The organism is Peribacillus sp. B2I2, from assembly GCF_041261685.1.
Classification (GTDB): Bacteria; Bacillota; Bacilli; order Bacillales; family DSM-1321; genus Peribacillus.
In genome coordinates this window covers 2,608,426-2,621,232 of sequence record NZ_JBGCCB010000001.1, presented here as the reverse complement: position 1 = coordinate 2,621,232, position 12,807 = coordinate 2,608,426, and the positions used below count along the sequence as shown (strand labels likewise).

Sequence of the window (12,807 nt, the reverse complement as noted above, 5' to 3'; positions counted from 1 at the left end):
ACCAGGCTGAGCTTTTTTTGGTGGATCTTAAGGAAGATACCCTGTATAAGAAACTGGTTGTGACAGTATGGAAGAACCATTTAGTGTACTGCTAGTACGTATACAAAATTTTTTGTAACAAATCTCCTGTCATATGTATTGTTAATCTTTTTTTGAGGTGATTCTCCTATGGAAGCAATGATTGAACGGTGTGCTGGCCTAGATGTACACCAAGAAACAGTAGTAGCCTGTGTATTATTTGGTCCATTAGATAAAAAGCCAAAAATCTCTATTGAAACGTTTTCGACTACAACAACAGGACTCTTGGCTTTAAGTGATTGGTTAACTACCCTTCAGGTATCCGATGTTGTGATGGAAAGTACCGGAGTCTACTGGAAACCAATATGGAATATACTCGAAGGATCTTTTCACCTTGTTCTTGCCAATGCCAGGCATGTCAAAAATGTTCCAGGGCGTAAAACTGATGTAAAAGATGCCGAATGGCTTGCCAAGCTTCTAAGATGCGGACTTATTGAAAGCAATTTTGTCCCACCAGAGGATATTCGTGATTTACGAGATCTTACTCGTTATCGAAAAAAATTGATTCATCATCGCACATCTGAGCAGAATCGCATTCACAAAATTCTTCAAGATGCTAATATCAAGCTAACATCCGTTCTATCAGACATTTTCGGTGTATCGGGACGCCGTATCCTTGAAGCGATTCTAAACGGTGAAAAAATAGAGACCGATGGTCTTCGAAAAATGGTGGATTGGCGAACAAAAGCAAGTATTACTGACATTGCCCATGCAATTAATGGCCGTATTCGCCGTCATCATCGTGATATGTTGCGTTACCATTGGGAGCATATGGGTTATTTAGAAAAAGCCATAGAAGAATTGGAAAAACTAATTGATCAACTCCTGTCCCCATATCATAAGGAAGTAGAATTATTGGATGGTATACCTGGTGTGAACAAAGCTGCCGCAGCCACTTTTATTGCAGAGATGGGCATTGATATGTCCGTATTTAAGTCGGCTAAACATCTTGCCTCTTGGGCTGGTGTAAGTCCCGGAAATTACGAAAGTGCTGGTAAAAAAAAAACGAGTAAAACCACACAAGGTAACAAAGCTTTGAAAACGATGGCCGTAGAGTGTGTATTAGCGACTTCAAGGCAAAATAATCGAATTGCTTCACATCGAAAAAGAATTACCAAACGACAGGGAAAAATGAAGGGACGAATCGCTTCTGCCCATTTACTAGTAACGATTGCATACAACATCTTAAAAACAGGAGAACCTTATCATGAACTAGGCTCAAATTACCTTGAAGAAAAACAAAACAACAAAGAATTAAAAATGATCGAATACCTAAAAAAGAAAGGCTATACAATAGCTCCATCTGAACAACAAACTGCATAACCAGTTAAAATAACGCAATAGTACATTTACCCCCATCAAAAAAATAATGAGAATATGGAGGGTTTATTTTAGCATGGCTTTTTTACTAATGTATTTTCATACAAAAAAGCTGCCTTATAGACAGCTCCGATCTTCAGCTAAAGCATATTGAGGCTGCCAAACAACTTGGAAACGAAGAGATAGTCGATTTGTTGAGTACGAATATGTGAGAATAGAAATTTCATTTTCAACATCTCCTATTTACAAATCTATAAAAGTAGATATAATTGTTGTTATGGAACCTTCATTAATTTATAAAGCATTATCAAATGATACTAGACGTCAAATCTTATCATGGCTAAAGAATCCAGAAAAGTTTTTTGACGAAAAGCCTTATTTAGATCAAGGAATTAGTTTTCAAGTTGGAGTATGTGTAGGAGATATCCAGCTCAAAACTGGCTTAGCCCAATCTGTTGTTTCTAGTTATTTATTAACGATGAAAAATGCAGGATTATTAGAATCCGAACGAATTGGGAAATGGACGTATTATCGGCGAAATGAAAAAAAAATACAAGAATTTTCCGATTATGTCCAAAACGAATTATAAAGTGAAACTTGAATCAGTGGGAGTTTTCTTCACCCTCACTGATTCTTAGTCTTCTCGAATTCTGCTTTTATAGGAAGCCGGTTCTCCACCTCACCATTTTGCGAAAGGAACCTTACTTCTCGTTCATGTAAGACAAATAGAAAGGAGGATTTTTTTAAAGAATTCACATCTAATTATATAGATATCTGTTATTGTGCGTTTAAATAAACAAAAGAACGATGACATTTTTAGCGATATCCCCTTGCAACAATACCCAACTATTTTTTACGTTAATGAATTGGATCCCTATAAATTTTAAGCATTTATGTATACATACTTTTAAAATCAACATAAGAATGGAGAATTTTATAAATGAAAAAAGTAAACCATCTACTTATTATTATGCTAGCAATAGGTGTATTTGGAATTATTACCACAGAGATGAGTATTGTAGGCGTATTACCACAAATCACTCAAAAATTTGGAATTTCAACTGCACAAGCCGGATTATTAGTAAGTATATTTGCTTTAGTTGTTGCGATTTCTGGACCATTTTTAATACTGCTCGTATCTGGGATTAATCGTAAAATACTTTTATTAACAGCAATATCTATTTTTGCTATCTCTAATATGATTTACGCTTATACAACACAATTTGAAATTATGCTCATTTTTCGTATTCTACCAGCAGCACTTCACCCACTCTTCTTTTCAATCGCTCTTGTAACTGCTGCTAAACTTGTCCCTCCAGAAAAAAGCGGTCAAGCAGTTACAAAAGTTTTTACGGGAATTACTGTTGGATTTGCTTTAGGTGTACCATTGACTTCTTACCTTGCAGAACAGTTTTCATTAGAAATTGCGTTCCTATTTGGAGCATTTGTAAATGCTCTCGCATTTATCGGAATATTGATTTTGCTTCCTTCTATGCCCGTTGAAGAAAAAATGTCTTTTGGCAAGCAAATTCGTATATTGCGTAAATCAGCATTATGGTTAAATATCGCAACTGTTACCTTTCTTTTTGCAGCCATGTTTTCAGTTTACAGTTACTTTGCCGAGTACCTTGCAAAAGTAACAGACATGAATAGCTCTCTCATCAGTATCATGCTATTCATATTTGGTGTCACAATGATTTTAGGTAATCATTTATTTGGAGTTTTTCTGCAAAAAAGTATAGTAAATACCGTAATATTTTTTCCAATTTTATATTCAGTCGTTTATTTATTGGTTTATTATTTAGGGTCTTATCTTGTTCCAATGATTTTTATGGTATTCATTTGGGGAATCGTACATTCCGGCGGTTTAATTGTTGGTCAAACATGGTTAATAAGTGAGGCAAAAGAAGCTCCGGAATTTGGCAATAGCTTATTCGTCTCGTTTTCCAACCTTGGAATTGCTTTAGGAACCTCTATTGGTGGCTCGTTCATTTCTCAATTAGGCATTCACCAGCTTATCTGGAGCGGATTCACATTTACACTGCTTTCGTTTTTATTGATCATCATAAAACTAAAATTTTTCAACTCTAGTAACCAAGCATTGTTATCAAGCTAACATAATCTTATATTCATACGATCATGTTGCTTTGAAATAAAGTTTGATTTAATTAACGCTTTCAATTTTGATATAAGTTCAAATATAAAGAGCATGTTTAGAGATAAAAGATTGATTAAAACATGCTCTTATTTAATATTATTTTTTAATCCTGCGAATAAGCGAGTATTCGTGAGCATTATCTATTAAACTGAGGGAGTTTATTAAGATTAATCCTTTTTCCGGCAAGCTATCTTCAATTAAAATTCATTTCATGTGAACTGAATCATTTCGCAACAATACTTTTTATCACTAGTAGTCCTACAAGATATCGCCAAACAAGTTGGTTTTGTACAGCGATCTAGTTAGTATCAAGCAAACGAACTCATTTCCCTGTTCAATCACCTAGTAGCATTAGGATTTGAATTCTTCAAAGTAAAAAAAAGAAAACTAAATATTATACTAATTCCTAATAGCGACAAACAAGCCTTCGGCAGCGAATATAAGGGGTTATTTATTCCTCTCCTTTAATTTAGAAGATGTTGTCTCAGTAGTTTCGTCAAGACCATTAAGACTTTCTTAATGGTGTTAAATTCAGGGTACTCGCCAGGAAAATAGCTTAACGTTGTACATACACATTTTCCTGACGCTACCCCTTAAACTGAGGGAGTTCCATAAATCGAGTAGGAGGAGGCGCCTAGCCTCCGACCTCTCACACCACCGTACATACCGTTCGGTATACGGCGGTTCAGTTTAAGTCTGACGTAGTTTTGTATATCGTTCATATAGATTTACTAACCCTTGGTGGTGCCAATAAACATTATTAAGGGTTTTGTCTAGAATAGGACTATGCGCTATGCGCCAATAACCCTTTCTACTATTTCCCCATTCATATGCTTTTCCAATTGGGACGCCTAATCCTTTGAGTTTCCTCACTCTCGTTCTTGGCAATTTCCATTGCTTCCATAGGCACATCCTGAGTCTTCTTCGAATCCATGAATCTAAATTCTTCAATACGTTCGGAGTATCAATGAGGGCGAAATAACCCATCCAACCTCTAAGGTATTGCTTTAACTTATTTATTCGGAGTTTCATGGGTTTCGGTAATTTTCTCAAGGTCATTTCCCTGATTCGTTTCTTTACTCTCTTCACCGTTTGTTTAGCCAGTAGAACCTTCGGGTTCTTCTTTGACTTCGTGAAACTAAAACCGAGAAACGTTCTGTTCCAAGGGCGATCATACTTCGACTTCTCGTAGTTGACCTTTAGCTTCAGTTTATTTTCAATGAAGCTTGAGATATTTCCCATTGCACGTTTGGCGGCTTTTCGTGTCTTCACAAAGATAGTACTGTCATCCGCATACCTTACGAATCGAAGATTGCGTTTCTCTAGTTCTTTATCTAAATCGTCTAACATTATATTAGATAATAAAGGACTTAACGGGCCTCCTTGCGGAGTTCCCTCCTCACTTTTATGAAAAAGTCCGCCTATCATAATGCCTGCTTGAAGGAATTTACGAATCAGTTTGAGAATTCGTTTATCTTCAATTTTCCGCTCTAACATTCCCATGAGCTTGTCATGATTCACTTTATCGAAGAACTTCTCCAAGTCCATATCCACTACCCATGTATAACCTTCGGTTATATAGGACTTTGCCTTTCGAACCGCCTGGTGCCCTTGTTTGTTAGGGCGAAATCCATAGCTATTCTCCGAAAAGGTTGAGTCATATATCTTGGTCAATATTTGGGCAATGGCTTGTTGAATGAAACGGTCTAGAACGGTTGGAATACCCAATAGCCGAACTCCGCCGTTTGGTTTCGGGATTTCGATACGACGGACGGGCTGCGGTTGATAGGTACCCTGTAAAAGGGCAGTTTTCATGTTGTACCATTCAGTTGCGAGGTGCGGTCTCAGGTTTTGAACCGGCATTCCATCTACACCATGGCTTCCCTTATTTCTTTCTACACGCTTCAATGCCTGTATTAAGTTTTCCCTCTCTAGTATCTGTTCCATTAACATCGTTGATATCCTTTCTACGTGGATAAATGGTCTATTTGTGCCTTTATCTGCTCCACCCTTTTGAAGTTCCCCGTGTATTCACCACTTCTTCCTTCAAATAAGTTCCGTTAGGAATTGTTTGCTTCTTCGCAGATAACGAACGCCTAGTATTCATCCTCCTTAATCTGTTCGGTCCTTCCTTATCTTCTCGAGTAGACAAGTACTATGACCTCTGCTGACTTCTGATGATTCAGCTGTCCATCACTGGACAGGTTACCAAGTGTACTTGGCTGTCATCAGACCTCCCCGGGTAAGAGTGCAATCTTTCCCTCCAACTATCTGCTTCATTTACTCTGTACCACCTTCGGCAGTAAGGACTTTGTTTTGTTTCGCAAACTCATCCAATGATACCTAGCCTTATATGAAGTTCGTGTTCCTCAGACCGGAGGTTTGCCGCTTGCTTCCTTCAGATTCCACGTCACCGTGGACACCCTTGCATTAAGCTAACCACTACTACTGCCTTCATGGTTCGGGACTTTCACCCTATAGATTGCACCCATGCCGGGCGCACGAAAAAAGCTGCCTTATAGACAGCTCCGATCTTCAGCTAACGCACCCGTTAGTTCTATAAGCAACCTCAATAAGTTAAAAAAACAAACACTTTCTACCTAAGGAAAGGTTTGTTAGATAAGACTAATTATTTTAATTTAAGTATTATTTTTCCTTTTGCTCTTCCGGCCTCTGCATACTCCAATGCTTTTTGGGCATCTTCGAAAATAAAAACTTTATCAAGTGTAGGCTTAATCACTTCTGACTCTAACATTTCTGTTAAAATTTTCAACTGCTCTCCACTATGCTTCATAAAAAGAAACGTGTATTGGACATTATGTTTTTTTTCTAGCTTCGTAAGTTTATAACTTGCAATTGAAAATAAGGTTTTTTTAAATGAGCTAAATCCGTTTTCTTTAGCAAAGCGACCATTCGGGATTCCAGATATAGAAACAATCTTTCCTCCTTTTTTTAATGTTACAAATGATCTCTCTAACGTCGCCCCCCCAATGGTATCAAGAACTGCGTTGTAGTCACGAATCGAATGTTCGAACTTTTCTGTCTTGTAATTAATAACTTCGTCAGCGCCAAGAGATTTTACTAAATCACTACCATCACTAGCTGTAGTTGCGACAAAAGCACCCATATGTTTTGCAAGTTGGATAGCAAATGTTCCTACTCCCCCTGATCCTGCATGTATTAATATTTTATGTTCTTTTTCAATTCGCAGAATATCATGTAAAGCTTGGTAGGATGTCAATCCGACTAGAGGGATGGAGGCGGCTTCTTCAAAACTTAAATTTTTAGGTTTTAATGCAATATCTTCTTGGTTAACAGAGAGATATTCAGTAAAAGTTCCCATTTTATTTGCTCTAGGTCGACCATATACCTCATCACCGACTTTAAACTTCGTGACACTAGTACCTACTTCAACAATTTTTCCAGAAAAATCGTTTCCTAAAATTAACGGCATCTTGTATTTCAATAATAATTTTAATTCACCTTTTCGAATTTTTGTATCAAGAGGATTTATACTTGCCGCATATGTCTCAACTAAGACCTCGTCATTATTTATTTTGGGCATAGGGAAGTCTAAAAAGTTTGGTTTTTTACCGTAGTTTTCAATTGCTAAAGCTTTCATTACAATCCTCCACATTTTTATTTAACGCACATGTATCTTTTCATAACGAACCTAAGAGGAAAGATTATGAATATCCCTAGATGGGATATTCATATTAAATAATTTATTTTAAGAAAGGATAATCTGTATAACCTTCTTTTCCTCCTGCATAGAGCGTGTTTTTATCAGGTTCGTTTAGGGGAGCACCTGATTGAATCCGTTCTACAAAGTCTGGATTAGCTAGTACCCAAGTGCCTACTGTGACAACATCTGCAAGATTATTATCTACATCAGACGAAAGTTGAACTAGAGGACGACCTGGACGGTTAACAAGAAGTGATTGATCCCAAAGTTGACGCACATCTTTTAGGAATTGCTCGTTTCCAAAGTGCATTAAATGCAGATATGCAAGGTTAAGCTTATTTAATTCACTTATTAAATAGCGATACATCTCAAGGCTATTTTCCCCCTCATCAATGCCTTGCAGTGTTCCTTGAGGAGAAAAACGGATGCCTGTTCTTTCTGCTCCTATTTCATCAACAACTGCTTTAGCTACTTCAATAGCGAATCGAGAACGCCCCTCAATGGTACCACCGTATGCATCTTGACGATGATTGGAGTTTTCACTAAGGAATTGTTGGATCAGATAACCATTCGCTCCGTGAATTTCAACTCCGTCTGCACCAGCTTCAATTGCTGAACGTGCTGCTAAACGAAACTCATTGATAACATCTTTTATCTCAAGCTCACTCAATTCTCTTGGTGTTGGAATTTCTTTCATTCCTTCTGACGTGAAAATTTCTACACCAGGTGCAATAGCTGACGGTGCAACTGCTTGGCGGTGGTGAGGTGTGTTATCTGGGTGTGATACACGTCCCACATGCATAAGCTGAACAAAAATATGACCGCCTTCACTATGAACTTTAGAAGTTACTTTTTTCCACCCTTTAATATGATTTTCTGTATAAATACCAGGTGTATTAGTGTAACCTTGCCCATCATCTGAAGGTTGGGTTCCTTCGCTTATAATTAAACCGACTGAAGCACGTTGACCATAGTAGTCTGCTACTAAATCGCTCGGCGTACCATCTGGTAAAGCTCTACTTCTAGTCATCGGAGCCATACCTATACGATTTTTTAAGTCAATGTTTCCGATACGAACTTTTTCAAATAATCTGCTCATATGAATACTCCTTTTTAATAAGAATTAGAATCAAGAAATGAATTTACGTGTTCTGCAAATAGTTCTGGAAATTGAAACAGATGCCCGTGACCAGAATCAGGATATATAATCAGCTGTGCTTTGGGTAATTTCTCTGTTAAGATATAACTGTTTTTAGTCGGTACCATCACATCATTAACACCATTAGTAACAAGTACAGGGTGTTTGATGTTTTGTAACCATTCATAATCATGATTAGATTTTTGTTTAGCCCATTTTGCAATGGCTTGTAATTGTGCCTCTTTTACTTGTTCTGAACTGTTTACTTTTTTCTGATTAAAAATTCTTTGTAGTGAAGCCATTCCTGCAGATTTACTTGTTTCGGTTTGTTCGTAGAAAAAGAACATAAAATCATTTATTCCATCTTCTTCCGTTCCGCCGTGACGACGATTCATTCTTTCAAAAATCTCTGGATTTGGATTAATACCAGATTCAGGCGAAGTACCTGCCATAATAATTTTTCTTACTAAATCTCCTTCTTGTAAAGCTAGCTCTTGTGCAACCATGCCACCAATGGAAAAACCAAGAATGTCAACTTGTTCTAATCCAAGAGTTTTTATAAATGTTGCTGTATCTTTTGCCATATCAGCAATTGTAGTAGGCGTTAGTCCATCGGTCTCACCAACCCCTTTATTGTCAAATAAGATTACTGGGCGTGTATTTGCAATAGGTTCAAGCATGTTTGGATCCCAGTTTTCCATCGTTCCTCTAAAGTGAACAAGAAATACTACTGGTATACCATCTTGTGTACCAAATTTTCTATATGCGTAACGAGTTCCATCTGCTTCAATAAATTCTGATTCTGTTGGTATTTTAAAGTTTGTCATTTTTGTGTTCCTCCTTAGAAATTAAAAAACGATTTTATAAGTATGCATTATGATGGTTTGTTTCATGCTAATTTTAGAATGAACGTTCTAAAAAGGGTAAAAAAAAGAAAGCTAGTCCAACACTGAAAGTGCTAGAGTGATGATGCCTTCTAATTCTTTTTTATTGTAATTAGTTTTTATTAGTACTCTTATACCTACCAAATTGTTGTGTAAGAAACGAGATGTGTTATCAGAATCGATTTCTTTTGATAGCTCTCCACTAGTTTGGCCCCGTTTTATAAGGTTATTAAACATATCTTCAGTACGGTTAAACATTTTTGTAACTATGCGTCCAATTTCTTTGTCCAACAAAGATAATTCAATGGCTGCATTTACTGTTAGACAACCTCTTGGGTATTGTTCAATGGAATTCAGTATGAAAATGAAAACATCACGTATCGCCTGTTTAATGGTTGAAGTGCTACTAATTATGCTTTCCAACTCATTGACGATGAGCTCTTCATAGTGATTAAGGGAAGCTAAAAACAATGAACGCTTGTCACCAAATGTGTCATATATACTCCTGCGGTGTATCCCCATATGATCCACCAAATCTTGCATGGATGTTTTTTCATAACCCTGTTCCCAGAAAAGCTCCATTGCTTTTCTTAATACTGCTTTTTCGTCAAACTCTTTACTTCTAGCCATTTTATTTCTCCTTAAAAAAAGCCATGAACCAATACTAACAAAAACAAACGTCATAATCTATTATAGAATGAACGTTCTAAAATAAACACATGAATTTCAAACCATGATTAAATAATACCCTTTTTAGAACGATTAGTAAAGAATTATAACTAACCAATAATCCCCAACACATTTGCTACATATCACAATGTTATCCATTAACTTTCACTTAGGGGTACCGCCAAACATTTCTTCTATTCGTTTAGTTTCTTCAGGATTGTTTTCTTCCACTGTTTCAATTAATGGAACAAACTCTTCTACAGATGCAGATGCACTCATACCAAATAAACAAGAAACAGCAATTAGAAAAAACCATCTGAGCCCTTACTCAACCAAACTGACCCGTTAGTTGCATAAAATCGAGTAGGAGGAGGCGCCTAGCCTCCGACCTCTCACACCACCGTACATACCGTTCGGTATACGGCGGTTCAGTTTAAGTCTGACGTAGTTTTGTATATCGTTCATATAGATTTACTAACCCTTGGTGGTGCCAATAAACATTATTAAGGGTTTTGTCTAGAATAGGACTATGCGCTATGCGCCAATAACCCTTTCTACTATTTCCCCATTCATATGCTTTTCCAATTGGGACGCCTAATCCTTTGAGTTTCCTCACTCTCGTTCTTGGCAATTTCCATTGCTTCCATAGGCACATCCTGAGTCTTCTTCGAATCCATGAATCTAAATTCTTCAATACGTTCGGAGTATCAATGAGGGCGAAATAACCCATCCAACCTCTAAGGTATTGCTTTAACTTATTTATTCGGAGTTTCATGGGTTTCGGTAATTTTCTCAAGGTCATTTCCCTGATTCGTTTCTTTACTCTCTTCACCGTTTGTTTAGCCAGTAGAACCTTCGGGTTCTTCTTTGACTTCGTGAAACTAAAACCGAGAAACGTTCTGTTCCAAGGGCGATCATACTTCGACTTCTCGTAGTTGACCTTTAGCTTCAGTTTATTTTCAATGAAGCTTGAGATATTTCCCATTCACGTTTGGCGGCTTTTCGTGTCTTCACAAAGATAGTACTGTCATCCGCATACCTTACGAATCGAAGATTGCGTTTCTCTAGTTCTTTATCTAAATCGTCTAACATTATATTAGATAATAATGGACTTAACGGGCCTCCTTGCGGAGTTCCCTCCTCACTTTTATGAAAAAGTCCGCCTATCATAATGCCTGCTTGAAGGAATTTACGAATCAGTTTGAGAATTCGTTTATCTTCAATTTTCCGCTCTAACATTCCCATGAGCTTGTCATGATTCACTTTATCGAAGAACTTCTCCAAGTCCATATCCACTACCCATGTATAACCTTCGGTTATATAGGACTTTGCCTTTCGAACCGCCTGGTGCCCTTGTTTGTTAGGGCGAAATCCATAGCTATTCTCCGAAAAGGTTGAGTCATATATCTTGGTCAATATTTGGGCAATGGCTTGTTGAATGAAACGGTCTAGAACGGTTGGAATACCCAATAGCCGAACTCCGCCGTTTGGTTTCGGGATTTCGATACGACGGACGGGCTGCGGTTGATAGGTACCCTGTAAAAGGGCAGTTTTCATGTTGTACCATTCAGTTGCGAGGTGCGGTCTCAGGTTTTGAACCGGCATTCCATCTACACCATGGCTTCCCTTATTTCTTTCTACACGCTTCAATGCCTGTATTAAGTTTTCCCTCTCTAGTATCTGTTCCATTAACATCGTTGATATCCTTTCTACGTGGATAAATGGTCTATTTGTGCCTTTATCTGCTCCACCCTTTTGAAGTTCCCCGTGTATTCACCACTTCTTCCTTCAAATAAGTTCCGTTAGGAATTGTTTGCTTCTTCGCAGATAACGAACGCCTAGTATTCATCCTCCTTAATCTGTTCGGTCCTTCCTTATCTTCTCGAGTAGACAAGTACTATGACCTCTGCTGACTTCTGATGATTCAGCTGTCCATCACTGGACAGGTTACCAAGTGTACTTGGCTGTCATCAGACCTCCCCGGGTAAGAGTGCAATCTTTCCCTCCAACTATCTGCTTCATTTACTCTGTACCACCTTCGGCAGTAAGGACTTTGTTTTGTTTCGCAAACTCATCCAATGATACCTAGCCTTATATGAAGTTCGTGTTCCTCAGACCGGAGGTTTGCCGCTTGCTTCCTTCAGATTCCACGTCACCGTGGACACCCTTGCATTAAGCTAACCACTACTACTGCCTTCATGGTTCGGGACTTTCACCCTATAGATTGCACCCATGCCGGGCGCACGAAAAAGCTGCCTTAAAGACAGCTCTGATCTTCAGCTAACGCACCTGTTACTTATTACTTTCAAGTAATGAATAGACATAGGTATCGTGGGCTTTACCATATTGATACATATATTTCTTCAAAACTCCCTCTTTTTGAAAACCAATTTTAGTTAGTAAATTATTAGATGCTTCATTGTCAATAAATACAACAGCACCTATACTAGTTAAATCCATAACATCAAAGCCATATGAAAGAACTTTAGATATTGCTTCTGAAGTATATCCTTTTCTCCACTGCTCTGGATGGTTTTCGCACCCTATTTCTGCTCTTTGATGTTTAGGCAACCAAGCATTAAAGCCAATTGTTCCAATTATACCTTTGGTCTCTTTTCTTTCAAAAGATAACGCATGATTGGCTTAAGGTTATTAATTATCAATATACCGATGCAGTAATAACCGGATAAAGCCAGCCGGTGGAGTTTGTTACTCCTGCAGCCAGGAAACAATTCTATAGCCAGTATCAGGATTTAATTGTTGGTGAAATTCATTTATATTAATCCGAAGATTAGGTACAAGGTAAGGTTCAGAAATTATACAACGGCGGGGCTATTGCGTATTCCGTCCATATTATTGGATTAAAAATGAAATT

At 37.7% G+C, this 12,807-nt stretch carries 8 protein-coding genes and 2 pseudogenes; 3 read left to right on the top strand and 7 right to left on the bottom strand.

The window, feature by feature from the left end; genetic code table 11:
• Window positions 1-168 precede the first annotated feature (168 nt).
• The 3 genes from ABIE66_RS13025 (at window position 169) to ABIE66_RS13015 (ending at window position 3,514) form a co-directional block, all read left to right on the top strand.
• Complete coding sequence (locus tag ABIE66_RS13025; RefSeq protein WP_370014984.1) at window positions 169-1,401, top strand: IS110 family RNA-guided transposase; 1,233 nt, start codon at window positions 169-171, stop codon at window positions 1,399-1,401.
• A 274-nt stretch (window positions 1,402-1,675) separates the two neighbouring features.
• The gene (locus ABIE66_RS13020) at window positions 1,676-1,987 is read left to right on the top strand and encodes an ArsR/SmtB family transcription factor (RefSeq protein WP_370017036.1); all 312 of its coding nucleotides are present in this window, start codon (window positions 1,676-1,678) and stop codon (window positions 1,985-1,987) included.
• A gap of 351 nt (window positions 1,988-2,338) precedes the next feature.
• The gene (locus tag ABIE66_RS13015; protein ID WP_370014983.1) at window positions 2,339-3,514 is read left to right on the top strand and encodes an MFS transporter; all 1,176 of its coding nucleotides are present in this window, start codon (window positions 2,339-2,341) and stop codon (window positions 3,512-3,514) included.
• A gap of 732 nt (window positions 3,515-4,246) precedes the next feature.
• Here the strand turns inward: ABIE66_RS13015 and ltrA (ABIE66_RS13010) are convergent.
• The 7 genes and pseudogenes from ltrA (ABIE66_RS13010) to ABIE66_RS12980 form a co-directional block, all read right to left on the bottom strand.
• Window positions 4,247-5,509, bottom strand: a complete 1,263-nt coding sequence (ltrA, locus tag ABIE66_RS13010) for a group II intron reverse transcriptase/maturase (RefSeq protein ID WP_370013841.1) — start codon at window positions 5,507-5,509, stop codon at window positions 4,247-4,249.
• A gap of 676 nt (window positions 5,510-6,185) precedes the next feature.
• Window positions 6,186-7,178, bottom strand: coding sequence for an NADP-dependent oxidoreductase (locus ABIE66_RS13005; RefSeq protein WP_370014982.1), 993 nt, complete (start codon window positions 7,176-7,178; stop codon window positions 6,186-6,188).
• A 103-nt stretch (window positions 7,179-7,281) separates the two neighbouring features.
• Window positions 7,282-8,340, bottom strand: coding sequence for an alkene reductase (locus tag ABIE66_RS13000; RefSeq protein ID WP_370014981.1), 1,059 nt, complete (start codon window positions 8,338-8,340; stop codon window positions 7,282-7,284).
• A 14-nt stretch (window positions 8,341-8,354) separates the two neighbouring features.
• Complete coding sequence (locus ABIE66_RS12995) at window positions 8,355-9,206, bottom strand: alpha/beta fold hydrolase (protein WP_370014980.1); 852 nt, start codon at window positions 9,204-9,206, stop codon at window positions 8,355-8,357.
• A gap of 111 nt (window positions 9,207-9,317) precedes the next feature.
• Window positions 9,318-9,893: a TetR/AcrR family transcriptional regulator gene (locus tag ABIE66_RS12990; protein WP_370014979.1), complete on the bottom strand. Its 576-nt coding sequence runs from the start codon at window positions 9,891-9,893 to the stop codon at window positions 9,318-9,320.
• Between the two features lie 472 nt (window positions 9,894-10,365).
• Window positions 10,366-11,627, bottom strand: a pseudogene (gene ltrA, locus ABIE66_RS12985) (group II intron reverse transcriptase/maturase).
• Window positions 11,628-12,224: 597 nt separating this feature from the next.
• Window positions 12,225-12,554 (bottom strand): annotated as a pseudogene (locus tag ABIE66_RS12980) (GNAT family N-acetyltransferase); the annotation flags it as partial.
• Window positions 12,555-12,807: the final 253 nt, after the last annotated feature.